Annotated in this window: 22 protein-coding genes and 1 pseudogene; 8 read left to right on the top strand and 15 right to left on the bottom strand. The window is 61.9% G+C overall.

Annotation, left to right across the window (positions count from 1 at the left end; translation table 11 throughout):
- Positions 1-344: 344 nt before the first annotated feature.
- The 3 genes from PSH91_RS14735 to PSH91_RS14725 are packed head-to-tail and all read right to left on the bottom strand — an operon-like array spanning position 345 to position 3,129.
- Complete coding sequence (locus tag PSH91_RS14735; protein ID WP_305466023.1) at positions 345-1,346, bottom strand: NAD(P)H-quinone oxidoreductase; 1,002 nt, start codon at positions 1,344-1,346, stop codon at positions 345-347.
- A complete protein-coding gene (locus tag PSH91_RS14730; RefSeq protein ID WP_047225708.1) occupies positions 1,343-1,681 on the bottom strand; it encodes a carboxymuconolactone decarboxylase family protein in 339 nt (112 codons plus the stop codon). Before PSH91_RS14730 ends, PSH91_RS14735 begins: the two co-directional genes overlap by 4 nt.
- An 11-nt stretch (positions 1,682-1,692) precedes the next feature.
- The gene (locus tag PSH91_RS14725; protein WP_139049910.1) at positions 1,693-3,129 is read right to left on the bottom strand and encodes an NAD-dependent succinate-semialdehyde dehydrogenase; all 1,437 of its coding nucleotides are present in this window, start codon (positions 3,127-3,129) and stop codon (positions 1,693-1,695) included.
- A gap of 242 nt (positions 3,130-3,371) precedes the next feature.
- On the opposite strand from PSH91_RS14725, the gene PSH91_RS14720 reads away from it, so the two are divergent.
- The 5 genes from PSH91_RS14720 (at position 3,372) to PSH91_RS14700 (ending at position 9,811) form a co-directional block, all read left to right on the top strand.
- Positions 3,372-4,298 (top strand): LysR family transcriptional regulator, encoded by a 927-nt coding sequence (locus PSH91_RS14720; RefSeq protein WP_047225710.1) that lies wholly within the window; start codon positions 3,372-3,374, stop codon positions 4,296-4,298.
- A gap of 383 nt (positions 4,299-4,681) precedes the next feature.
- On the top strand, positions 4,682-5,164 hold the full coding sequence (locus PSH91_RS14715) for a formate dehydrogenase subunit gamma (RefSeq protein WP_047225711.1): 483 nt from the start codon (positions 4,682-4,684) through the stop codon (positions 5,162-5,164).
- A complete protein-coding gene (locus PSH91_RS14710; RefSeq protein WP_173406895.1) occupies positions 5,158-6,717 on the top strand; it encodes an NADH-quinone oxidoreductase subunit NuoF in 1,560 nt (519 codons plus the stop codon). The genes PSH91_RS14715 and PSH91_RS14710 overlap by 7 nt, the downstream gene beginning before the upstream one ends.
- A complete protein-coding gene (gene fdhF, locus PSH91_RS14705) occupies positions 6,714-9,590 on the top strand; it encodes a formate dehydrogenase subunit alpha (protein WP_047225713.1) in 2,877 nt (958 codons plus the stop codon). Before PSH91_RS14710 ends, fdhF begins: the two co-directional genes overlap by 4 nt.
- Positions 9,587-9,811: a formate dehydrogenase subunit delta gene (locus PSH91_RS14700; RefSeq protein ID WP_076384381.1), complete on the top strand. Its 225-nt coding sequence runs from the start codon at positions 9,587-9,589 to the stop codon at positions 9,809-9,811. The genes fdhF and PSH91_RS14700 overlap by 4 nt, the downstream gene beginning before the upstream one ends.
- Positions 9,812-9,909: 98 nt before the next feature.
- Here the strand turns inward: PSH91_RS14700 and PSH91_RS14695 are convergent, their stop codons facing one another.
- From PSH91_RS14695 to PSH91_RS14660, 8 genes and pseudogenes are all read right to left on the bottom strand, one after another.
- Positions 9,910-10,428 (bottom strand): AidA/PixA family protein, encoded by a 519-nt coding sequence (locus tag PSH91_RS14695; protein ID WP_305466021.1) that lies wholly within the window; start codon positions 10,426-10,428, stop codon positions 9,910-9,912.
- 302 nt (positions 10,429-10,730) lie between these two features.
- The gene (locus PSH91_RS14690) at positions 10,731-11,093 is read right to left on the bottom strand and encodes a Na+/H+ antiporter subunit G (RefSeq protein ID WP_047225716.1); all 363 of its coding nucleotides are present in this window, start codon (positions 11,091-11,093) and stop codon (positions 10,731-10,733) included.
- The gene (locus PSH91_RS14685; protein ID WP_047225717.1) at positions 11,090-11,368 is read right to left on the bottom strand and encodes a K+/H+ antiporter subunit F; all 279 of its coding nucleotides are present in this window, start codon (positions 11,366-11,368) and stop codon (positions 11,090-11,092) included. The genes PSH91_RS14690 and PSH91_RS14685 overlap by 4 nt, the downstream gene beginning before the upstream one ends.
- The gene (locus PSH91_RS14680) at positions 11,365-11,853 is read right to left on the bottom strand and encodes a Na+/H+ antiporter subunit E (RefSeq protein WP_139049914.1); all 489 of its coding nucleotides are present in this window, start codon (positions 11,851-11,853) and stop codon (positions 11,365-11,367) included. Before PSH91_RS14680 ends, PSH91_RS14685 begins: the two co-directional genes overlap by 4 nt.
- Positions 11,850-13,532, bottom strand: a complete 1,683-nt coding sequence (locus PSH91_RS14675; RefSeq protein ID WP_160892222.1) for a monovalent cation/H+ antiporter subunit D — start codon at positions 13,530-13,532, stop codon at positions 11,850-11,852. Before PSH91_RS14675 ends, PSH91_RS14680 begins: the two co-directional genes overlap by 4 nt.
- A complete protein-coding gene (locus PSH91_RS14670) occupies positions 13,529-13,873 on the bottom strand; it encodes a Na+/H+ antiporter subunit C (RefSeq protein ID WP_047225720.1) in 345 nt (114 codons plus the stop codon). The genes PSH91_RS14675 and PSH91_RS14670 overlap by 4 nt, the downstream gene beginning before the upstream one ends.
- A pseudogene (locus PSH91_RS14665) lies at positions 13,873-16,801 on the bottom strand (monovalent cation/H+ antiporter subunit A). The gene PSH91_RS14670 and the pseudogene PSH91_RS14665 overlap by 1 nt, the downstream one beginning before the upstream one ends.
- Before the next feature lie 181 nt (positions 16,802-16,982).
- Positions 16,983-18,008: a DMT family transporter gene (locus PSH91_RS14660; protein WP_047225722.1), complete on the bottom strand. Its 1,026-nt coding sequence runs from the start codon at positions 18,006-18,008 to the stop codon at positions 16,983-16,985.
- Here PSH91_RS14660 and PSH91_RS14655 point away from each other — a divergent pair.
- Together PSH91_RS14655 and PSH91_RS14650 are read left to right on the top strand one after the other, a co-directional pair.
- Positions 18,003-18,566 carry a helix-turn-helix domain-containing protein gene (locus tag PSH91_RS14655; RefSeq protein ID WP_047225723.1) on the top strand — a complete coding sequence of 188 codons (564 nt, stop codon included), beginning with the start codon at positions 18,003-18,005 and terminating at the stop codon, positions 18,564-18,566. The genes PSH91_RS14660 and PSH91_RS14655 overlap by 6 nt on opposite strands.
- Before the next feature lie 15 nt (positions 18,567-18,581).
- Positions 18,582-20,021 (top strand): FAD/NAD(P)-binding protein, encoded by a 1,440-nt coding sequence (locus PSH91_RS14650; RefSeq protein ID WP_305466020.1) that lies wholly within the window; start codon positions 18,582-18,584, stop codon positions 20,019-20,021.
- A 157-nt stretch (positions 20,022-20,178) separates the two neighbouring features.
- On the opposite strand, the gene PSH91_RS14645 is transcribed toward PSH91_RS14650, so the two are convergent.
- From PSH91_RS14645 to PSH91_RS14635, 3 genes are all read right to left on the bottom strand, one after another.
- Positions 20,179-21,291 carry a Gfo/Idh/MocA family protein gene (locus PSH91_RS14645; RefSeq protein ID WP_305466018.1) on the bottom strand — a complete coding sequence of 371 codons (1,113 nt, stop codon included), beginning with the start codon at positions 21,289-21,291 and terminating at the stop codon, positions 20,179-20,181.
- 215 nt (positions 21,292-21,506) lie between these two features.
- Entirely contained in the window at positions 21,507-22,274 is a 768-nt protein-coding gene (locus PSH91_RS14640) for an SDR family oxidoreductase (protein ID WP_047225726.1), read from the bottom strand.
- A 24-nt stretch (positions 22,275-22,298) separates the two neighbouring features.
- Positions 22,299-23,366, bottom strand: a complete 1,068-nt coding sequence (locus PSH91_RS14635; protein WP_305466017.1) for a phosphotransferase family protein — start codon at positions 23,364-23,366, stop codon at positions 22,299-22,301.
- A gap of 180 nt (positions 23,367-23,546) precedes the next feature.
- Between PSH91_RS14635 and PSH91_RS14630 the strand changes: the two genes are divergently transcribed.
- On the top strand, positions 23,547-23,942 hold the full coding sequence (locus PSH91_RS14630; RefSeq protein ID WP_305466016.1) for a DUF4280 domain-containing protein: 396 nt from the start codon (positions 23,547-23,549) through the stop codon (positions 23,940-23,942).
- Between the two features lie 144 nt (positions 23,943-24,086).
- Here PSH91_RS14630 and PSH91_RS14625 read toward each other — a convergent pair whose 3' ends face one another.
- Positions 24,087-24,629 carry a toxin-antitoxin system YwqK family antitoxin gene (locus PSH91_RS14625; protein WP_274090127.1) on the bottom strand — a complete coding sequence of 181 codons (543 nt, stop codon included), beginning with the start codon at positions 24,627-24,629 and terminating at the stop codon, positions 24,087-24,089.
- Between the last annotated feature and the right edge of the window lie 2 nt (positions 24,630-24,631).

The following is a 24,631-nucleotide window of genomic DNA, read 5'->3' as shown; positions in this document are numbered from 1 at the left end:
GGGGCGCCGCTGCCAGAGGGCATGAAACAGTGGGCGGCTGCGTTGATGAGTTTGAAGTTCGATAGGGGTAAGAAATGGCGAATCAACCCGACCCCGAGTCATGCATGTTGCGCCATGAGGTGCAGGGGGAAGCCTCAACAGGGGAAACCTATGGGCCAGGAAATGAGCCGGGTAATCAGGAGTCCGGGATGCCGATGCTGTTATCCGAGTTACTGAGAAGGCGAATACGACCGTAGTACCTGAGAAGCCATGGAGCAACGGGCCTAGTCCTGTGAAGATGGTTTTTTCATCCTGAAGGGTGCCCACCAGGGGCACCGTTTCAGTTCTATCGCAAGACGCCAGACTCAAACCAAGTCTTCAGGCTGCATGGTCAAAATGATTTTCCCGACGTTCTTGCAAGATTCCATCCGGCGATGTGCATCGGCGGCACGTGATAACGGGAACGTGCTGTCAACGACAGGCTCGAGGCTTGCAGCGCCATCGAAGCGATCAAGCCAATGCTCACGGAAGCGCCTGATCATGTCGTGCTTCTCCGGCTGCGTGCGGGACTTCATGACCGTGCCAATGATTTGCAAGTGACGGTAGAGGATATGCTCCAGCTCTATAGTTACTTTGCCGCCACCGCCGAGGATGCCAACCTGAATCAGGCGGCCGCCATGCGCAAGGGACGCGACGTTGCGTGCGAAGTAGGGCTCGCCGACGAAGTCGATGACGATATCGACGCCTCGACCGTTGGTTTTATCGGCAATGACTTCGGCGAAGTCCTGTGTCTTATAGTCAATCGCGACATCTGCCCCCAAGTGTTCGACGCGAGACAACTTGCTGCCTTCAGTTGTCGCATACACCGTGGCGCCTGTGGCGTAAGCCAGCTGCACGGCGGCAGACCCAACGCCTCCAGCAGCAGCGTGAATCAGCACCGAGTCGCTGGCCTTGAGCCGAGCCAGATGCATCATCGCTTCATGGGCAGTGACGAAGACCTCCGGAATTGCTGCCGCGTGCACATAGTCCAGCTGGGCAGGGATGTGCATGGCCATGCGGTAGTCGATTCGAGCCAGTTCGGCATAGGCGCCGCCTCCAACAACGCCCATCACTCGATCACCCACCTCAAATCCGATCACCTCACTGCCTGCCTCGATCACCTCTCCGGCGATCTCCAGCCCGATGATCAGGGAGTCGCCGAAATTAGGATGGCCATAGCCACCCGTTCGATGAGTCAGATCCGCACGGTTTACCCCCGCGGCATAGACACGCACTAGCAGGTCGGTAGGACGCACTTCAGGAGTGGCAACCTCTGCGAGTTCCAGAACGTCTGCGGCACCAAATTCTCTGATGTTGATGGCTTTCATGCTTGGTTGTTCTCCGATTCGGTAAACGTGGCGTTGGCGATAGCAGACGCGGTAATGGCGCCAGGGAATCCCACGTAGAAAGCCAGGTGCGTGATCGCCGCTGCAATTTCGTCATGGTTAACGCCATTGCCCACCGCCCGGCGTAAATGAGCGGGCAATTCTTCCGAGTGGCCCCCGGCGATCAATGCGGCCACGGTGATCAGGCTGCGGTCGCGGGGGGACAATGCCGGATCGCTCCAGATCTGCGGATAAAGCGTTGAGTCGACGAACTGCGACAGCTTGGGAGTGAATGCGCGCGCCGCCTCGCGGGGACTGCTGAAATTGATCTTGGACATGGGAATTACCCTTAAACCTGGCTGATGAATTTGTGGGTCAGATAGTGCTCGATGCCTTCAATGCCGCCTTCCGAGCCATGACCGCTTTCTTTCATGCCGCCGAACGGAAGCTCGGTGGCGACGATGCGGTATTGGTTGATCCCGATCATTCCGGCCTCCAATCCGTCAGCGACGTCAATGGCGGTTCGCGCACTGGATGTGAATGCGTACGCTGAGAGCCCGTAGGGCAGGCGGTTTGCTTCTTTCAGTCCATCCGCCAATTCATCGAACGGCATCAGCACTGCGATCGGGCCAAAGGGTTCTTCGTGCATGACTCGGGCGTTCAGCGGCACATCCGCCAGAACGGTGGGCTGGAAGAAGAAGCCTTCACGTGACAAGGCTTCGCCCCCGACCAATACCCGAGCACCTTTCTCGACGGCATCGGCCACCAGTTCTTCCATCTTTGCCAATTGCCTTGGGTTGGCCAAAGGGCCCACTTGAGTGTCTGGATGCAGGCCATCACCGATTCTCAGGGCTTTGGTTGCAGCGACAAAATGATCGACAAAAGCTTGATAGGCACCGCGCTGGATCAGAAAACGAGTGGATGAAATGCACACCTGTCCGGTCCCGCGAAACCGATTCGCGACACCTTCGGTTGCAGCCTTTTCAATATCTGCATCTGCGAATACGAGCACGGGGCCGTGCCCACCCAACTCAAGGGTGATGGGCTTAACGCCTTCGGCAGCTCGGGCAGATAGCAGGCGACCGATGGGCACTGAGCCGGTAAAGGTGACTTTGCGAATGATCGGTGAGGCGATCAGATGGCTGGACACTTGATCCGGTACGCCGAAGACCACCTGCAGCACCCCTTTGGGCAAGCCTGCGTCGTCGAGCGCACGAGCCAGGGCCAGCGCTGTGGAAGGACTTTCTTCACCTGGCTTGAGGATAACGCTGCACCCGGCGGCCAAGGCTGCCGAGAGCTTGCGGGCTGGAGTAATGGCCGGGAAGTTCCAGGGTGTGAACGCTGCCACTGGGCCGATGGCCTGGCGTTTGACCAGTTGCAGTACGCCAGGACGGTTGGCCGGTACCACGCGGCCATCAATACGCCGGGCACTCTCGGCGAACCACTCGAAGTATTCCGCCGCACGTATCACTTCATCCATGCTTTCACCCAGCGGCTTGCCTTCTTCCAGTGTCATTTGCGCGGCGATGTGCGGTGCTCGTTCAATGATCAGGTCGGCGGCCCGCTTGAGGATTTTTGCGCGTTTGTCAGGTACGGTCTGGCGCCATTGTTCGAAGCTCAGTCGAGCCACCTCAAGGGCGTTATCAAGGTCACCTGCGGTGGCGAGGGGGACGCGCCCGATCATCCGTCCGGTTGCCGGGTTAACGACAGCAGCAGTGTCGCGCCCTTGGTCACTGATCCATTCACCACCGATGAAAAGATAAAGCGGGTCGTAGGGAGTGTTCATGATGTGGCCTTCATTTGGTTGTCAGGGTTTGGTATGACGCTCGGCGCCTGAGTGGCTGTGCCGCAGGCCTGTTGAGGCGGCCTGTGCAACCAAGTCTATGGAAGGCGACACCGTTGATTTAGTCGGCCCAGAGGGAATCATTGTTGTCAGCAGAGGTAATATCGAGCATCGGGCCGAGCGTGTAGCATCATGGAAAAATGCGTGTTTTCACGGGTATGCGTCAGATCTGAAGGAAGGTCGCAATGGATAAGCTTTCGAACATGTCGGTCTACATAAAGGTTGTCGAGATGGGCAGTTTCACTGCCGTGGCAAATCATCTGGACTCCACAGTAGGTAACGTATCGCGTGCTGTTTCTGCGCTCGAAAACGTGCTCGATGCGCGTCTGTTGCAACGCTCGACCCGGCGCCTGTCGGTCACTGATGCGGGGCGGCGGTTCTATGAGCGGTGCACGAAAATTCTGGCTGATCTTGAGAGTGCGGAAGCCGAAGCAAGCAACGCGGCCTTGCAGCCCAGGGGAACACTCCGTGTGCATTGTGTACCCGGACTGGCTCGGCATCTGGTCACGGGAGCCGTGCTGGAATACCGCAAACATTTTCCGGATGTCACTGTGGATCTATTGCTTTCCCAGCGCATGCCTAACCTGCTTGAAGACCAGCTCGATGTCTCGATTCTGATTGCCCGAACGCTGCCTGATTCGGCGTATGTCAGCCAAAAGATCGGTGTCAGCCATTGCGTTCTGGTGGCGTCACCAGACTATCTGGCTCGACATGCGCCGCCCGTGACGCCGAAGGATCTCGATGATCACCAGTGTCTGCTGCTGGGCACCGTGGACTATGTCAGGGATGAGTGGCAACTGAAGAGCAAGGCGGGCGACGCGACATTTGTCCCTGCCGGGCCAAGTTTCAGCGTGAACGATATGGATGCGATGGCGGTGGCTATTCGGGAGGGGGCTGGAATTGGGTTGCTGGCCGGGTTTACGGCCGTCGAGGATTTGCGCTCCGGGAAGCTGGTGCGGGTTCTGCCTGACTTCCATACGTATGAGCGCAACGTCTATGCCATCTACAACTCACGACAGTTTGTCGATGCAAAAATCACCCGCTTCATCGACACGTTAAAGGATCGGGTTGGTCGTCAATTGGCAGCCACCGCTCAGGAGCTCATCCATTGAAATACCGCGAGTCATAAGTATTTTCACCTCGACAACACAACTTTCGAGCAACTCGCCTAAGCGCAAGGATATGTAGCCCCCCAAAAAACACCACCGGTAGCATCGGCTGGCCAATACCCAATAGTGAATTAAGCTATGAGGGCTGACCGCCTCCCGGCTCAAGTCGCTTTCAGGACACGTTAAGTCGTCTGTGTGCAATCGCCGCCCCCCGGGAGTGGCAAGCTGTAACGATGCCCCGGACCTGGTGCGCCTAGACACTTGGCCGGAGAGCGAGAATGGTGACTGGATCAGCCACGCGTCCGTGACGTGGCCCGGCACCGCAGCCAAGACTCCGGACGGTCGTCGCGTTGCGGCGGTATCGTTCGAGATGCCGAGGTACGTTTATGCCTGATGAGACGCTTCACCTGCCTCTGATTCATAGCGTGTTGCAGCGCGAAAAGGACACTCCCGGTGCCTTGCTGCCGATTCTCCACGCCATCCAGGAAGGCTGCGGGTACGTTCCCGACGCCGCCGTCCCGGAGATTGCCCATGCCTTGAACCTCAGCCAGGCTGAAGTGCGCGGCGTAATCAGCTTCTACCACGACTTCCGTACCTCGCCGCCGGCGCGCCACACGCTACGTCTGTGCCGGGCCGAGTCCTGCCAGAGCATGGGGGCCGAAGGTCTGGCTGCGCAGTTGCGTGAGCAATTGGCGCTGGATGACCATGGCACCAGTGCCGATGGCAGCATCAGCCTGCGTCCCGTCTATTGCCTGGGTGCCTGCGTCTGTTCACCTGCTCTGGAACTGGACGGCGAGCTGCATGCACGGTTAACCCCCGAGCGCTTGCGCGAGCTGGTGAAGGGTTGTCTGGAGGAGGGCGCATGCTGAAGCTCTGTATCCCCCGTGATTCAGTGGCCCGCGCCGTGGGGGCGGACAAGGTCGCCGTGGCGCTGGTGAGTGAGGCCGAGCGTCGACAACTGCCGCTTGAACTGCGCCGCACCAGCTCCCGTGGGCTCTATTGGTTGGAGCCGATGCTGGAGCTTGAAACCGCCGAGGGCCGACTGGGCTTTGGCCCGATCACGCCGCAAGACGTGCCGAGCCTGCTTGATGCCCTGGCGGGAGATCCCGCCAGTCATCCGTTGGCCTTGGGGCTGGTCGAGGAAATTCCGTACCTCAAAAGCCAGCAGCGTCTGCTGTTTGCGCGTGCCGGCATCACTCAACCGCTGTCCCTGGACGATTACCGTGCCCAAGGTGGCTTTCTCGGGCTTGCGCGGGCGATCCAGATGGACGGCGCCGACGTGGTCGCCAGCGTGCTCGATTCCGGCCTGCGTGGCCGCGGTGGCGCGGCGTTCCCGGCGGGCATCAAGTGGCGCACCGTTCGCGACGCGGTAGGCGCACAGAAGTATGTGGTGTGTAACGCCGATGAGGGCGACTCCGGCACGTTTGCCGACCGTATGCTGATGGAAGGCGATCCGTTCCTTTTGATCGAAGGCATGATTATCGCGGGTATCGCCGTCGGCGCGACCATGGGCTACATCTACGTGCGTTCGGAATACCCGGACGCGGTAGCCACCCTCAATGCCGCCCTGGGCATCGCTCGCCAGGCAGGTTATCTGGGGACGAACGTGGGCGGCAGCGGTCGCGCGTTCGAGCTGGAAGTCCGGGTGGGCGCGGGGGCCTACATCTGTGGTGAGGAAACCGCCTTGCTGGAATCGCTGGAGGGCAAGCGCGGCACCGTTCGCGCCAAACCGCCATTGCCGGCGCTGCAAGGTTTGTTCGGGCTGCCGACACTGGTCCACAACGTGCTGACCCTGGCCTCGGTGCCCGTGATCCTGGAGAAGGGCGCACAGTTTTACCGTGATTTCGGCATGGGCCGTTCCTTGGGCACGATGCCTTTTCAACTGGCGGGCAACATCCGTCACGGCGGCCTGGTAGAGCGCGCCTTCGGTTTGAGCCTGCGTGAGCTGGTGGAAGGTTATGGGGGCGGTACCGCCAGTGGGCGGCCGCTCAAGGCCGCGCAAGTGGGCGGGCCGTTGGGTGCCTGGGTGCCGCCTTCGCAGTTCGACACGCCGCTGGACTACGAGGCATTCGCCGCCATGGGCGCCATGCTCGGCCACGGTGGTGTGGTGGTTGCCGACGACAGCCTGGACATGGCCCGGATGGCCCGTTTTGCCTTGCAGTTCTGCGCCGAGGAATCCTGCGGCAAGTGCACGCCGTGCCGGATCGGTTCCACCCGTGGCGTGGAAGTGGTGGACCGCTTGATCGCCAGCACCGATGCCGCTGCGCGCCAGGAGCAGGCACGGCTGCTGCAAGACCTTTGCGACACCATGCAGTACGGCTCGCTCTGCGCCCTGGGTGGGATGACTTCCTTTCCCGTCGGCAGCGCCCTCAAGCATTTTCCCGCCGACTTCGGTCTGGCGACCACGGAGGCCGACCAATGATCAATATCTTCGACCCAAGCAGCGATATCGACCTCGGCACCCCGGCGCGTGAAAGCGACGTGCAGGTCAGCCTGACCATTGATGGCCGCGAAATCAGCGTCGCCTCTGGCACCTCGGTGATGCGCGCGGCGGCCATGCTCGGCACCACCATTCCAAAACTCTGCGCCACCGACAGCCTGGAAGCCTTCGGCTCCTGCCGCATGTGCCTGGTGGAGATCGACGGTATGCGCGGCTACCCGGCCTCCTGCACCACGCCGGTGACACAAGGCATGGTGGTGCGCACCCAAACGTCCAGACTGGCCGATCTGCGGCGCAACGTGATGGAAATGTACATTTCCGATCACCCGCTGGACTGCCTGACGTGCGCCGCCAACGGCAACTGTGAATTGCAGACGGTGGCGGGGCAGGTGGGCCTGCGCGAGGTGCGCTACGGCTACGAGGGTGCCAATCACCTGGCCGAAGCCAAGGACGTCTCCAACCCTTATTTCGAGTATGACCCGAGCAAATGCATCGTCTGTAACCGTTGTGTGCGCGCCTGTGAGGAAATCCAGGGCACGTTTGCCCTGACCATCACCGGACGCGGCTTCGATTCCCGCGTGGCAGCGGCCGGCGGTGACAACTTCCTCGACTCCGAATGCGTCTCCTGCGGCGCCTGTGTCCAGGCCTGCCCGACGGCGACCCTGATCGACAAGAGCGTTGTGGAGATTGGCCAGCCGGAGCGCAGCGTCATCACCACCTGTGCCTATTGCGGTGTAGGCTGCTCCTTCCGCGCCGAAATGAAAGGCGAGCAACTGGTGCGCATGGTCCCGGACAAGAACGGCCAGGCCAACCATGGGCACTCCTGCGTCAAGGGCCGTTTCGCCTGGGGTTACGCCACCCACCCAGACCGCATCACCAAACCGATGATCCGCAAGCACATCAGCGACCCGTGGCAGGAAGTCAGCTGGGAAGAGGCGGTCAACTACGCGGCCAGCGAATTACGGCGTATCCAGCTCAAATACGGGCGCGACTCCATCGGTGGCATCACCTCCAGCCGCTGCACCAACGAAGAAACCTACCTGGTGCAGAAACTGGTGCGCACCGCTTTCGGCAACAACAACGTCGACACGTGCGCCCGGGTCTGCCATTCGCCCACCGGTTATGGCCTCAAGCAGACCTTGGGCGAATCCGCCGGCACCCAGAATTTCGACTCGGTGATGAAGGCCGACGTGATCCTGGTGATGGGTGCCAACCCCACCGACGCTCACCCGGTGTTCGGCTCCCAGCTCAAGCGTCGCTTGCGCCAGGGCGCACGGCTGATCGTCATCGACCCGCGTCGTATCGATCTGGTGGACTCCCCCCATGCCCGTGCCGAACTGCACTTGCAACTGCGTCCGGGGACCAACGTGGCCATGCTCAATGCGCTGGCCCATGTGATTGTCACTGAGGGGCTGGTCAACCAACCTTTCGTCGAGGAGCGCTGTGAGGCAGCGGATTTCACCCGGTGGCGCGAGTTCGTCAGCCAGCCGGACAACTCGCCCGAAGTCCTCGGACCGGTGTGTGGCGTGCCCGCCGAGCAGATCCGCGCCGCCGCGCGGCTTTACGCCAGCGTGGACAATGCCGCTATCTACTACGGCCTCGGTGTCACCGAACACAGTCAGGGCAGCACCTCGGTGATGGGTATCGCCAACCTGGCCATGGTCACCGGCAATATTGGCCGCGAAGGGGTCGGGGTGAATCCGCTGCGCGGGCAGAACAACGTCCAGGGTTCCTGCGACATGGGTTCTTTCCCCCACGAGCTGCCGGGCTATCGGCACATTTCCAACGAGACGGTACGCGCCCAGTTCGAACAGGCCTGGAACGTGACGCTGCAACCTGATCCAGGGCTGCGCATTCCCAATATGTTCGAAGCGGCCCTGGACGGGACCTTCAAGGCGCTTTACTGCCAGGGCGAGGATATCGCCCAGAGCGACCCGAACACCCAGCACGTGACCGCGGCCCTGTCGGCCATGGAATGCGTGGTGGTGCAGGATATCTTCCTCAACGAGACGGCCAAGTTCGCCCATGTGTTCCTGCCGGGCAGCTCGTTCCTTGAGAAGGACGGCACCTTCACCAACGCCGAGCGCCGCATTTCCCGGGTGCGCAAGGTGATGGAACCGCTGGCCGGTAAGGCCGACTGGGAAGCCACCGTGGCCCTGGCCGATGCCTTGGGCTACAAGATGCACTACAACCATCCTTCGCAGATCATGGACGAGATCGCTCGCCTGACCCCTACCTTCAGCCGCGTCAGCTACGCCGAACTGGATCGTCACGGCAGCCTGCAATGGCCGTGCAACGACGCCGCGCCCGACGGCACGCCGACCATGCACATCGAGCAGTTCGTGCGTGGCAAGGGACGCTTCATGCTCACCGGCTATGTACCCACCGAGGAGAAGGTCAACAGCCGTTATCCGTTGCTACTGACCACCGGGCGGATCCTTAGCCAGTACAACGTCGGCGCCCAGACCCGACGCACCGACAACGTGGCCTGGCACGAGGAAGACCGGCTGGAAATTCATCCGACTGACGCCGAAAACCGCGGCATCGTCGAGGGTGACTGGGTCGGTATCGGCAGTCGCGCCGGGCAGACCGTGCTGCGTGCGAAAGTCACCGAGCGGGTGGCGCCAGGGGTGGTCTACACCACCTTCCACTTCCCCGAATCGGGCGCCAACGTCATCACCACCGACAACTCCGACTGGGCCACCAACTGCCCGGAATACAAAGTGACGGCGGTCGAGATCGTGCGAGTCAGCCAGCCTTCCGAATGGCAGAAGCGCTACCAGGCCTTCAGTGATGAACAGGGACGTCTGCTCAGAGAGCGTCGCCATGCCGAGAAAGCCGAGGTGCGGCGATGAGTTCCGAAAGCCTGATCAAGATGGCCAACCAGATCGCGCAGTACTTCGCCAGTGAACCGGATCACGCACAGGCGGTGAACGGCGTGCGCCAACACATGAAGAACTTCTGGACGCCGGCCATGCGTCGCCAGCTGAGTGCTTGGCAAACCGAGCATCCAGGCGCAGTACTGCATCCTTTGGTGCTGGCGGCACTGACGGAAACGACAGAGGGGGCGGTCTAGCGGGGCCTGCGATGGCGGGAACGGGCACAGCCCTGGCCGGTTCATCGTCGAAGACGTATGACAAAACCGATCAGGGCTGTGGTCAACTCAGGGATCTGTCAGTTGACAGTGATGTAGGGGTCCCAGCTGTAGTTCGGACCAATCTGGTTCAGGTTCCGGTCCAGCAGAACGAAGGTAACGGTGTACCAGAGTTTTCCTGCGTTCAGGGCCGTGGACTGCCAGAAGGTGTAGGTCACGTCAGTTTTGGCGATGCCGTGGGGGGCGCCCTTGTCCAGGTACGGCACCGGGATATTCGGGATGTTGTAGGAGATCGGGGTCGACATGGAACCTGGGTAATCACCGCCCTGGTGAGGATTGCCTTGCTGGACATTGGTGATCAGTGCGACGCGGTCGAAGTTGCGCGACAGGGTCGTTGCGCGCCAGCGGATGTTGTCGCCGGGGTTCACGTCGATCCACAACTCGTCGCCACCTTCGCCGGTGTTGCCGCCGGCTTGCTTGTCGACCGCATCGCGGCTCACCAGCATGGCCACTGCGCCACTGACATCGCCGGGATGGGCGATCAGGTAATCGGCATCAATCGTGACAAGCACATCAATTGTTTGGGTCGCTCCAGACATTTTGTTGCTCCTTGATCGTAGTGACATCGACGACCGCGCCCTCAAAGGGCGTCCGGGCCACCCGGTCCCTGGGTGCGGTCTCGGGGGGAACGATAGAAGATGGCTTTATGGAGTCAAATTTCGATTTCTTGACGCTGAAAAAGCGCAGCGAAGCGCGACGGCGGCATGTCCTTGATTCGGTTCCGAACCGGACATTTTCGTAAGAAGCATCGGGTGAAATTCTGGCGGCATGCGTAGGTGAAGGCGCACAGCGCATGTCTGTCTTTGCTTCAATGCCGCCACGGACACGCCGCAGGAATTGGTCAGCCGCCGTGCTCGGTCCTGCGGCTGCTGACTTCCGCCGGTACGTCATCCCCGGCCATGCGTTTGCGAAACAACGCGGCGCGGGCCAGCAACAGGGTGGTCACCGGTACCGTGATGGACAGCAGGATCGGTATCAGCCAGGCATGCAGAACCGGCGCGGACTTGAGCGCTGAAAAATAGATGATCGAGGCCAGCGCCACGCACCAGGCGCCCAATGTTGAAGCCAGGGCCGGCGGGTGCATGCGCTGGAAATAATCCTTCAAACGCACCAGGCCGATCGCTCCGGCCAGGGCGAACAGGCTGCTGAGCACCAGCAGGATCGCCACGGGAATTTCGACCCACATCGACAGTTCACCGCTCATTCAATCACCTCGCCGCGCAACAGGAACTTGGCCAGGGCGAACGAGCCGACAAAGCCGAACAGGGCGATCATCAGCGCCGCCTCGAAATAGGTGTCACTGGCGTAACGAATGCCCAGCACCAGCATCATCAGCATCGCCACGATGTACAGATAGTCCAGGGCCAGTACCCGGTCTTGCGCCGACGGTCCCTTGAACAGACGCAGCAAGGTCAGCACCATCGTCAGGGAGAACAGGAACAGGCTCAACAGGATCGCGTTGGACAGCAATGGGCTCATTCGAAAATCTCCATCAGCGGCCGCTCGAAGGTGGTCTTGAAGTGCGTAATGAATGCCGCTTCGTCTTCCAGATCGAACACGTGCAGTAGCAGGACGCTGCGATCCAGGGCCAGTTCCGACCAGACCGTACCGGGAATCACTGTGGTGATCATCGACAGCGCCGCCAGGCCATTGGCATCGTGCAGGTCCAGCGGCACCTTGATGAACCGCGAGCGAGGTGGGCGGTGTCCAGCGTTGATCACACTCCAGGCCACGGCCAGATTGGACACCAGCACTTCGCGACCCACCAGCAGGAACAACCGCAGCACTGCCCAGGGCCGCCGAATATGGATGGGCCTGGGGCGCAACGGGCGCATCATTAAAGGTGCCAGCACGCCCAGTGCCGCTCCCAGCAGCAGATGCCCTGCACTGAGGGACAGGTTCAACAGCAGCCAGAGCAACCAGAGTGCCAGGGACAACCACGGAGCAGGAAACAGACGTTTCATGGTTGCACCTCTGTCAGTGCGCTGTCCGCTTTCGGGCCGGGGACGGGGCGGGTAGCGAGCACCGACATCACATAATGTTCGGGGGTGTTCAGCCCGGCGGCCGCCTCCTGGGTGTAGCGCAGCAGTGGCTCGGCCTTGAAGGTCAGCGCGATGCCCAACCCCAGGAGCACGATGATCGGCAGGCACTCGGAAGGTCGCAACAAGGGTGACGGTCGTTCTTGCGGCGTCCAGAAGCGCTGGATACCCAGGCGCGAGAAAGCGATCAACGACGCCAGCCCCGACAGGATCAACAGCGCCAACAAGCCCCACGCCTGGTTCGACACCGGTTCCACACTGTCCCCAAGCCCCTGAGGGTTGAGCAATGCGCTCATGAGCCCCAGCTTGCCGATGAACCCCGAAAGTGGCGGCATGCCCACCACCAACAGCGTGCAGGCGATGAAGCTCAAGCCGAGGAAGGCCATGGTCCAGGGAATGACTTGCCCGATGACGGCTTTCTGTTCGTCATCGAGGTTGATGCCCTTGGGCGGTTGCAAGGATTCCAGCGGCCGAGGCAGGACATCGAGATCGTCCTCCAGCGACGGTTCATTGGCCGAGCGCGAGCGTTCGATCAGCTCGGCCAGCAAGAACAACGCACAGAGTGCCAGGGTCGAGCTCACCAGATAAAACAGCGCCGCACCCACCAGGTTTGGCTGGGCAAAGCCGATGGCCGACAACAGGATTCCGGCGGACACCAGGATACTCAGGCTGGCCATGCGCTCCAGGCGCTGGGCCGCAAGAATGGCGATGGCGGCACAGATGATCGTCGCCATGCCGCCGTAGATCAGCCAGTCGCCGCCGAAATATGCCGAGGCACCAGCCTGGCCGGAGAACAGCAACGTCCACAGGCGCAGGATCGTGTAGACGCCCACCTTGGTCATGATCGCGAACAGGGCCGCCACCGGCGCACTGGCCGCGCTGTAGGCTGGCACCAGCCAGAAGTTCAGCGGCCACATGCCGGCCTTGGCCAGGAACGCCACCGCCAGGATGCCTGCCCCAGCGTGCAGCAAGCCCCGGTCGGCTTCCGGCACCAGGGGCACCTTCAACGCCAGGTCTGCCATGTTCAACGTGCCGGTGACGCCATAGATCAGCGCCGCGCCGATCAGGAACAGCGAGGAGGCCAGCAGGTTGATGGAAATGTAGTGCAACCCCGACGACACCCGCGCCCGGCCCGAGCCGTGCAGCATCAAACCGTACGACGCTGCCAGCAGCACCTCGAAGAACACAAACAGATTGAACAGATCCGCGGTCAGGAAGGCCCCGTAGAGGCCCATCAACTGGATCTGGAACAGCGCATGGAAACTCGCGCCGGCGCGATCCCAGCGGGCTGTGGCGAACAGCAAGGCACTGACGCCGATGATGCCGGTCAACACCAGCATCAACGCCGACAGACGATCGACCACCAATACGATGCCGAACGGCGCCTGCCAGTTGCCCGGCAGGTACACGCCGATGGAGGCGGGCAGGGCCTGGTCCTGGGTCCAATGCAACAACAGCATGGCGATGCCCAGGCCCAGCAGGCTGGAAAACAGATTGATCCGCGCTTTGAGCGGGCGATGCTTCTCGCCCAGCATGAGCATCAGCGCAGCGGTCAAAAGCGGCAGCAGGATCGGCGCGGCGATCAAATGAGGCGTCAACATCATTCCTTGGGCTCCCGACCGTCCACATGGTCCGTGCCGGTCAAGCCCCGCGAGGCCAGCAGGACCACCAGGAACAGCGCGGTCATGGCGAAGCTGATCACAATCGCAGTGAGGACCAGCGCCTGGGGCAGTGGGTCGGTGTAATGCAGCAGGTCCTGGGGTATGCCGTCCTTGATGATCGGCTCCTTGCCGATGAACAGGCTGCCCATGCTGAAGATAAACAGATTGACGCCATAGGACAGCAGGCACAGGCCCATGACCACTTGGAACGTCCGTGGCCGCAGCACCAGCCAGACCCCGGAGGCGGCCAGCACGCCGATTGCTATTGCGATGACTTCTTCCATCAGGCCGCGCCTCCCGCTACCGGTTGTGCAATGGGTTTTGGATGCAGGCCAGGCTTGTGGGCCCGCACCGACTGGTGAGCCAGGGCGGTGAGAATCAACAGGGTCGAACCGACCACCACGGCGTAGACGCCGATGTCGAAGAACAGCGCGCTAGCCAAATGAATATCACCCAGCACCGGCAACTCGAAATGCCAGGTGTGGGTGGTCAGGAATGGATAACCCACGGCCATCGCTCCAAGCCCCGTGACCGTGGCGAACAACAGCCCCGTGCCCATCCAGCGCAGCGGACGCAGGCTCATTTGCGCTTCGACCCATTGGGTGCCGGCGACCATGTATTGCAGGATGAACGCCACCGACATCACCAGCCCGGCCACGAAACCGCCACCGGGTTGGTTGTGTCCGCGCATGAACAGGTAGAACGACACCACCAGGGAGATCGGCAGCAGCAAACGCACCAGCACCGACGGCACCATCATGAACCCCAGCGCGGTATCACTGGCGTGGCGCGGGTTGACCAGGTCGGTGACCACGTCGGGCGCCAGCAGACGCTGTTGGGCCGGTAGCTGCATGCTTTCCTTGGGTGGCCGGAAACGTCGCAGCAGGGCGAAGACCGCCAGGGCCACCGCCACCAGCACCGTGACCTCGCCAAGGGTGTCGAAGCCACGGAAATCCACCAGCATCACGTTCACCACGTTGCTGCCGCCGCCCTCGGGCAAGGCCCGGCTCAGGTAAAACGATGAAATATCGTTGGGTGTCTGGCGGGTCAGCATTGCGTAGGACAGCAGCGCCATGCCGCCACCCACGGCGATGGACAGCAGCAAGTCCCGCAGACGACGGATGCGTGCGCGTCGTTCGCTGTTGGGTCGCGGCGCTGCATCCTCGATCCGCCGGGGCAACCAGCGCAGGCCCAGCAGGATCAGCACGGTGGTGACCACTTCCACGGCCAGTTGCGTCAGGGCCAGATCGGGGGCCGAGAACCAGACGAAGGTCACGCAGGTCATCAGGCCGCAGACGCTGACCATGGTCAGGGCCGCGAGCCGGTGATATTTGGCTTGCCAAGCCGCGCCCAGGGCGCAGGCAATTGCCAGCAGCCACAGGGTCACGAATACGATGGAGCCAGGGATCTTCGGCCGGTCACCCCACACCAGCGGGCTGTTGAGCATCGGGATCAGCCCGGCCAGTACGGCGGCCAGCACCAGCCAGAACAGCTGCGCTTGCAGGCGCCGGGTGCTGATCTTGCGCTCCAGCCGTCGGCCCTGGCGCATCATCAGCACCAAGCAGCGCTCGAACAGCCGCTTGCCGCTGAATCGGCCGATGAACGGTGGATGCTTGATGTGGCCCAGTTTGAACTGATTGCGCAGCAGCAGATAAAGCACGATGCCGCCGGACATCGCCACCAGGCTCATGATCATCGGCGCGTTCAGGCCATGCCAGATCGCCAGGCTGTACTCGGGCAACGGGCCGCCCACCACCGGCAATGCGGCGGCGGCCAGCAACGAGCCGACCACCTGGGCCGGGAAAATGCCCACCAGCAGACAGGCGAACACCAGCAACTCCACCGGTGCTCGCATCCAGCGTGGCGGTTCATGGGGGGTATGGGGCAGGTCGGTGGCCGGGGGGCCGAAGAACACGTCCACGGTAAAGCGCAGGGAGTAGGCGACGCTGAAGGTCCCGGCAATGGTGGCAATGATGGGTAGCGCCAGCTCTACCCAGGCCGTGGCGGAGATGAATACGGTTTCGGCGAAAAACATTTCCTTGGACAGGAACCCGTTGAGCAGCGGCACTCCGGCCATCGCCGCGCTGGCGACCATGGCCAGGGTGGCGGTGAACGGTATCAGCCGCACCAGGCCGCTGAGCCTTCGAATATCGCGGGTGCCGCTTTCGTGGTCGATGATCCCGGCGGCCATGAACAGCGAGGCTTTGAAGGTGGCGTGGTTAAGAATATGAAACACCGCCGCCACCGCCGCCAGCGGACTGTTGAGGCCCAGCAGCAGGGTGATCAACCCCAGATGGCTGATGGTGGAGTAGGCCAGCAGGCCCTTGAGATCGTTCTGAAACATCGCGCAGTAGGCGCCCAGCAACAACGTACAGGCCCCGGCGCCGCCGACGATGTAAGAACCATTGTTCACTGCCCGACAGCGACGGCCACAACCGCGCCAGCAGGAATACGCCGGCCTTGACCATGGTGGCCGAATGCAGATACGCCGATACCGGAGTGGGCGCGGCCATGGCATGGGGAAGCCAGAAGTGGAAAGGGAACTGCGCGCTTTTGCTCAACGCGCCGATCAGGATCAACGGCAGCAGGATGGGGTAGAGAGCGTGGTCACGGATCAGGTTGCCGGCAGCCAGGACCTTGTCCAGGTCATAGCTGCCCACCACATGGCCGAGGATCATCACGCCGGCCAACAGGCACAGCCCGCCGGCCCCGGTCACCATCAAGGCCATGTAGGCACCGCGTCGGGCATCGGCGCGGTGATGCCAATAGCCGATCAGCAGGAATGAGAACAGGCTGGTCAGTTCCCAGAAAAACACCATCTGGATCAGGTTGCCGGAAATCACCAGGCCAAGCATGGCGCCCATGAAGGCGAGGAAAAACGCAAAGAAACGCGGTACCGGATCGTCCGGCGACATGTAGTAGCGGGCATACAGCGACACCAGTGTGCCGATGCCCAGCACCAGCATCGCGAACAGCCAGGCGAAACCGTCCAGGCGCAGCACGACATTCAGGCCCAGGCTCGGTAGCCAGAAATACTCCTCACGAATCACACCGCCGTCGGCGATCTGCGGGTACAGCAAAGCCACCTGAACGGTGCCGACCAAGGCCACGAGGCCTGCCAGCAAGGATTCGGCGTTACGGGCGTTATGCGGCAGCAGCGCCGCGACACAGCTGCCGATGAAGGGCAAAAGCAATAGAACTATCAGTGACATAGGCTTCTATTCGGCGGGAGTTTGTCAGGGATCATACGTGGTGAGCGTCCGATCACCAACCGCCAGCCTGTCGCAGAATCCTACAAGGCCGGTGGAGTTTTCCTATTTTGCGTGGGGTAGGAGCCGCCGAAGACGGCGATCTTCCTAGAGGCAAAACTTCTCGAAAGGTTTTTCGATTGCCTCAGCGTTCGCGCTCGAGCACCTCATCCGCCTCGTTGACAATTTTGCCGCGGGTTTTCAGTTCACTGACGATCACCGCCGCCACGATCAACACCGCACCTACCAGCGCAATCGCCGGCAACCGCTCGCCGGCCAGGCGCCCGGCAATACCGGCCCACACCGGCTCGCCGGCATAGATCAGCGTGGCGCGGGTGGGCGAGACGCTTTTCTGCGCCCAGTTCATCGCCACCTGGATCGCGGCGCTGGCCGCCCCCAGGCCCACGGCGCTGATCAGCAACAGCCAGGAAAAGTCCGGAATTCTTTCCTGGGTGGGCACGACCATCAAAAATGCCAGCACCGCCGTGCTTGCCAGTTGCACCACGGTTACCCGGCGCACATCGACCTGGCCGGCGTAGGCACTGATCAGGATGATTTCGGCGGCAATGGCGATGGCGCTGATCAGCGTGGCGATTTCACCGGGGCTGAAATTCAACGATGCCCCGGCCGGGCCCGACACCAGCATCAACCCGGTGAAGGCCAGCATGATGCCCAGGCTCGGCATCAAGCCTGGCCGACGGCCCAGCACCAGCCACTGCAACAGCGGCACGAACGGCACGTAAAGTGCGGTGATGAACGCCGATTGGCTGCTGGGAATGGTCTGCAGGCCGACGGTCTGCAAGCCATAGCCGAGCATGATCGCCACGCCGATGAAGCTCCCAGCCTTGAGTTCGAACAGGGTCAGGTCCCGCAGATGCCGCCACGAAAACAGCGCGACAAAGGCAGCAGCGGCGGCAAACCGCAGGCCCACGAAAAACATCGGCCCGCTGACCGTCATGGCGTGTTGCACCAGCAAGAAAGTCCCGCCCCAGATCATGGTGATCAGCACCAGCACGCATTCGGCCTTGCTGAACCTTGAGAAACGGGAGGAAGCTTGAGGGGAGTTCACCGATGCCATGACCTTGCGCGCCACTTGAGGCGGACGCACAATGCGCCCGAAGAAGGTGGGCAGTATAATGCGCAACCCCAGCAGATGAGCAATATAGTGCACAAAGAAAACGGCCAGCGGGCATCCGTCCTGCAACACGTCAGCCAGAACGTCCGCCGCCTGCGGCACGCCGCGCAGCTCAGTCAGACAACCCTGGCCGAACTGTCAGGGGTCAGCCGGCGCATGTTGGTGGCCATCGAGGCCGGCGAAAAGAACGTCAGCCTGACCACCCTTGACCGTGTCGCCGAAGCCCTCGACGTGGCCTTTAGCGACTTGATTCAGGCCCCCGATGCCCGCGACCCGAGTCGCATCAACGAACTGGCCTGGGCCGGTACCATCCCCGGCAGCAAAGCCGTGCTGCTGGCCAAGGCCACCGCCAGTCGCGAAGTCGAACTTTGGGAATGGCGCCTGGAGCCCGGTGAGCATTACCCATCCGAACCTGATGCCGATGGCTGGAGCGAGCAGCTCTATGTGTTCGAAGGCTGCCTGACCCTGACGCTGGGCAGCGCAGAGCACCAGATAGGCGCCGGTGAGTTTTTCATGTTTGCCAGCAACCAGCCCCATGCCTATCGCAATGAGGGTCCGGTGGCGACAAGATTCGTACGCAACGTGGTGATTTGATTCCTGGAGAGCGACATGCATACAGCGCTGGATCGACCTGGCAGCAGCATCACCCGCGAGGCCGATGTCCTGATCATCGGCGGTGGTCTGAGCGGAGCCATGCTGGCGGCGCAGCTACTGCGCCTGCCTGGCCGGCGCAACGTGCTGATCGTCGAGCCGCGCAGCGAGTTGGGCCGGGGCGAGGCCTACAGCGCCGTGGAGCTGGGCCACACCTTGAACGGCAACGCCGCGCGGATGAGCGTCGATCCAGACAACGCCGATGACTTGACTCAATGGCTCGCCGAATTCATCGAAGCCGGTGGTTGGCCCGAGTCGGATCAACAGCATGTGCCGGTCAGCGAGCTGTTCCCGCCCCGGGGAATCTTTGGTTTATATGTGCAGCAGCGCCTGGCGGAAGCCCGGGCGCTGGGGGCCCGTAATGGCTCTGTGGCGGAGCATGTGCGCGGGGAGGCCGTGGATCTGCAGGTCGCCGGTGATGCCGTGCTGCTGACGCTTGACGATGGCCAGACGTTGCGCGGACGTTTCGCGGTGCTCGCCACCGGCATGTTCCCGGCGGCGCGGACCCCGCAGACCGAATCCAGCGGCTTGAATGCCGCCGCGCTGGACCCTTGGGATGTAGCGGCGATGCGTCGGCTCGATCCGCAATCCATGGTGTTGATCATTGGCTCAGGGCTGACGATGGTGGATGCCGTGGTGTCCCTCGAGCAGGCCGGGCATCGCGGACCTATCGAAGTGTTTTCCCGCCATGGCCTGCTGCCCCATGTGCGTCGACAACCGCCTGAGTGGGTGGACTTTCTCGCCGCCGATCACAGCCTCCGCTCGCCACGCCAATTAATGCGCGCTCTGCGTGAGCAATGCCGTCAGGCCCAGGCCGAAGGCATCGACTGGCAGGCCCCTCTGGACACGGTGCGTGCGCACATCGGGCGCTTGTGGAGCCAGGCCAGCGATGTGCAGCGCCGGCAATTCGTGCGGCATGTACGACCCTGGTGGGAGAGCAATCATCATCGTTCGCCGCCTTTGAGCGCTGAGCTGGTGGCGCGGTTGCACGAGGAAGGGCGGTTGCGGATCCAGGCAGCGTCGTTCAAGGGGCTGGCGCCGTCTGCCGAGGGAGCGGTGAACATCCGCATTCGCCGAAGGGGCGAGGCAGACCTGACGGTGGTGCAGGGGGCTGCGCTGATCAACTCCAGTGGCATTGAATACGATTGGCGCCGGGTTGCACGACCGTTGCCCCAACAACTGCTGGCTCGCGGATTGGTCCAGCCCGGCCCGCTGACCCTGGGCATCGCCGCCCGTCCCGATGGCGCGGTGCTGGATGCCCAGGGCGAGCCTGCCAGTCGTCTGTTCGCCATGGGGCCACCGTTGCGCGGGATGTGGTGGGAAAGCACCGCCGTGACCGATGTGGCGAGCCAGGCCAAGGCGCTGGCGGCGCGGTTGGTTCAGTTGCAATCAACCTGAACATTGTCCCCCGTGGCGAGGGGATTTATCCCCGCTGGGGTGCGAAGCGCCCCTAAAGCTGACGCCTCGGTGTATCAGGCAGATTTTTTGGGGCCGCTGCGCGACCCAGCGGGGATAAATCCCCTCGCCACAAAGGGCGGCACAAATCGGCAGTGTGTCAGCCAGTCACGGTCACCCAGCGCTGTTCCCTCGCCGCCAGGCGAATCGCCGCCGCCAGCCGCTCCACTTCCCAGGCTTCTGCAAAATCGGTCCCGTCGCCGCCTTGGCCAGCGAGGGCCATGATCAGTTCCTGGACTTCCAGGGTCTTCAATTCGTTGTACCCCAACTGATGCCCGGCCGCTGGGCTGAACGCGGCATAGCCCGGCAGATCCGGGCCGGCCAGCAGGCGCTGGAAGCCCCCTTGGCCGACGCGGCACAGGCGCAGTTCATTCAGCCGTTCCTGATCGAACGCCAAGGTGCCGAGCGTGCCGCTGATCTCAAAACTCAGGTGATTCTTGTAGCCGTGCTTGAGCCAACTGCTGCTGACCGTGCCTCGGGCGCCGCTGGTGAAGCGCAGCAGGGCGTGGACCTGGTCATCCACGGCGATGGTGCGCTGCTCAGTGTTGCCGGCACTGGCGGGGCGTTGGCTGTGTACGGTCTGGCTGTCGGCACACACGGCCTCGACATCGCCCAATAAATGACGGGCCATGGCCAGCAAGTGACTGCCCAGGTCCGCCAATGCGCCGCCAGCGTGGGCGGCTTCGCAGCGCCATGACCATGTTGAGGTCGGATCGGCCATGAAGTCTTCGCTGAACTCGCCCTGGAAACTGATGATCTGCCCCAGTTCCCCGCGCCGGATCATGTCACGCGCCCGTTGAATGACTGGATTGTGCTGGTAGTTGTAGCCGACCCGCGTGACCACGCCGGCCGCCTTGGCTGCCCGTTGCATCTGGTCGGCCTGTTCCAGCGACACGGCCAGGGGCTTTTCACAATAAACCGGCTTGCCCGCTGCCAGCGCAGCCATGGCCATCGGGAAGTGCAAATGGTTGGGCGTGGTGATGGCGATCAGGCCGACCTTCGGGTCGTCGATCAGTTGTTGCCAGTCGCTGTGGGCCGTCTCGAACCCCCAGCTCTGGGCGCACTGCCGGGCACGCTGGGGATCGGCATCGGCCAGCGCCGCCAGTGTCAGGTTCAGGGGGAGGTCGAATACCGCTTTGGCATTGTGAAACGCCAAGGCATGGGCACGGCCCATAAAGCCAGTGCCAATCAGACCGATGCCGAGTTCGCGCATGAGAAAGAGCCCTTTGAGTTTTTATTTTCAGAAGGGCTCTTTATGGAATAAATATTCGCATATTGCAAATACTGGAATAAATATTCTTTTGTTGGCGCTCACTGCACCACCCCCTGTGGGAGCGAGCCTGCTCGCGATAGCGGTGGATCAGTGACATCAATGCTGGCTGATCCAACGTCATCGCGAGCAGGCTCGCTCCCACAGGGGAAACATCATCAGGAGAGGAAACCCCCATCCACATTCAGCGCCACACCGGTGGTATAGCTGGACGCATCACTGGCCAGGTACAGCACCGCGCCGGCCATTTCGCTTGGGTCGGCCACGCGCTTGAGCGGGATCTGCGCCAGGGCGGTTTTCAGGATCGCGTCGTTCTTGACCAGCGCCGAGGCGAACTTGGTGTCGGTCAGGCCCGGCAGCAAGGCATTGCAGCGGATGCCGAATTGCGCGCATTCCTTGGCGAACACCTTGGTCATGTTGATGACTGCAGCCTTGGTTACCGAGTAGATGCCCTGGAAGATCCCCGGCGAGATGCCATTGATCGACGCCACGTTGATGATGCTGCCGCCACCGTTTTCGCGCATCAGCTTGCCGGCTTCGACCGACATGAAGAAATAGCCGCGAATGTTCACGTCGACGGTTTTCTGGAATGCCCCCAGGTCAGTGTCCAGCACGTTGCAGAACTGCGGGTTGGTGGCGGCGTTGTTCACCAGGATGTCCAGGCGCCCGAACTGCTCGCGGATACCGGCAAATACCTGGCTGATCTGTTCCATTTCACCGATGTGGCAGGCGATGGCGGTCGCTTTGCCGCCAGCGGCGATGATGGCATCGGCCACGTGCTGGCAACCCTCGAGTTTGCGGCTCGAGACGATCACATGGGCGCCTTGCTGGGCCAGCAGTTTGGCGATGGCCTCGCCGATGCCGCGGCTGGCGCCGGAAACGAAAGCGATTTTACCGTCGAGGTCGAACAACTGAGTCTTGGACATGCTGTTTCCTTGTTATAGATGCGCTCAGAGCGTGGATTTGCTGATGACCTGCAGGCTCATCTGCTCCAGCAGTTTGTTCATCTGAACGAACTGCGCGAAGCGTTTGTCCTGGGTCTGGCCATGGAAGAAGCGGTAGTAGATCTGTTGGACGATGCCGGCCAGACGGAACAGGCCGTAGGTGTAATAGAAGTCGAAATTGTCGATGCGGATCCCGGAGCGTTCGGCGTAGTAATCGACGAACTCGCGACGGGTCAGCATGCCCGGTGCATGGCTGGGCTGGCGGCGCATCAGTTGTACCGGGGCGGGGTCGCCGGCTTCGATCCAGTAGGCGAGGCTGTTGCCCAGGTCCATCAGCGGGTCGCCAATGGTGGTCAGTTCCCAGTCCAGCACGCCGATGATCTGCATCGGGTTCTCTGGGTCGAGGATCACGTTGTCGAAGCGGTAGTCGTTGTGCACGATGCTGGAGGTGGGGTTGTCGGCAGGCATCTTCTCGTTGAGCCAAGCCTTGACCGCCTCCCATTTCGGCGCGTCCGGGGTCAGGGCTTTTTCGTAACGGTCGCTCCAGCCACGGATCTGCCGGGCCACGTAGCCTTCGGGCTTGCCCAGGTCGGCCAGGCCGCAGGCCTTGTAGTCAACCTGATGCAGTTCGACGAGGCGGTCGATGAAGCTCTTGCACAGGGCTTCGGTACGGGCAGCGTCAAAACCCAGTTCCGGCGGCAGGTCGGAGCGCAGGATGATGCCCTTGACCCGCTCCATCACGTAGAACTCGGCGCCCATCACCGACTCGTCGGTGCAGTGCACGTAAGCCTTCGGGCAATAGGGGAAACCTTCGCGCAACTGATTGAGGATGCGGAACTCACGGCCCATGTCGTGGGCGGACTTGGCTTTATGGCCGAACGGCGGACGCCGCAGGACGAATTCCTGTTCAGGGTATTCCAGCAGGTAAGTCAGGTTCGAAGCACCACCGGGAAACTGGCTGATCTGCGGCGTACCGGTCAGGCCTGGAATGTGGGCCTTGAGGTACGGGTCGATCAGACTGGCATCGAGTTCTTCACCGTCGCGGACACGGGTGGACTGATCAGTAAACGCCATGCTTATCCCTTCTGCTTATTTTGGAGGCCATCGATCATTGGCTAATCTAATGGCAGGTGAGAGGCGTCACAAGCACGCCAGGGTCTTATAGGTTAGCGTGTTGCAGGATAATCAGCGGGCCTGATGCCGGGTGGATGAGCTATGGTTTCAGCGTCTGTCGCTTTTCAGGGAGCCATCGCGATGGGATGCCCGCAAGTCTGTGGCACCGCAACCTTGCAATGCAGTTTCGGCGCCGCCCCGGCGGTGCTCAATGTGCTGCCGGTCAATCGGCTGCTGACCGGCGGGATGCCGGCGGCGAATATCATGGATCACATTCCCCTGGTGAACATCACCACCTTCGGCATGTGTCAAAGCCTCGCTAACCCGACCGTCGCCGCTGCGACTGCCGCGGCATTGGGCGTGCTGACACCCATGCCGTGCATTCCTGCCACCGCAACGCCCTGGATCCCCGGCGGCCCGCCGACCTTGCTGCTGGGCAACATTCCGGCCATCGATGCCAACAGCACCCTGATGTGTACCTGGGCCGGGGTGATCAAGATCGTCGTGCCGGGGCAGGTGCAGATGCTCATTCCCTGATTGGTGCGGACCTACAGGTAGGGATGATTTCCTGTGGGAGCGAGCCTGCTCGCGATAGCGGTGGGTCAGTTGGGGGAGATGTTGGCTGTACCACCGTCATCGCGAGCAGGCTCGCTCCCACAAGGGTAAGGGGAAAGATAATAATTATGCTTGCGCCGGATCACTCCAGCGCCTGAACCACCAGCGCACCCTGGAAATCGGCTTGCCCTCGGCGTCCAGTGGTCGGCCGTCTTCGGCATAAGCGTGTGCCGGTTCCAGCAGTTGGCCGTTGAGGTAGCGGGCGTCGACGGCGGGGTTGCCATTGGGGTGCATGCGTCGATAACGACCGTCACGCACACCGTCACGATAGAACTCGGACTCGGCCAGTTGCCCGTCGGGGAAATAGTTGTTCGCTTCACCGTGCAGCAACCCACCCCGATAAGTGGCCTGGCGCTGCAGCCCGCCTTCGGCGGCGTAAAAACTCGCCACGCCCTGCAGTTTGCCTCTGACGAAGGGCAACACCGCTGAGACTTTGCCGTTGGGGTGATACAGCGTGCTGGTGCCTTGCAGCTCACCTTGCTGATAGTTGAGTTTGGCTTGCGGACGCTGGGCCTCATCAATCTGCAGCGGGCCGTCGAGGTGGCCGTCGACCAGTTGCCCGCTCAGTTGGCTGTCGCCACGCTCCACGTCGAGTTTTTTCGAGGTCATCG

The organism is Pseudomonas sp. FP1154 (assembly GCF_030687245.1).
Classification (GTDB): Bacteria; Pseudomonadota; Gammaproteobacteria; order Pseudomonadales; family Pseudomonadaceae; genus Aquipseudomonas; species Aquipseudomonas rhizophila.
The sequence above is the reverse complement of the archived record's forward strand: the minus strand, read 5'-3'. Positions and strand labels throughout refer to the sequence as shown.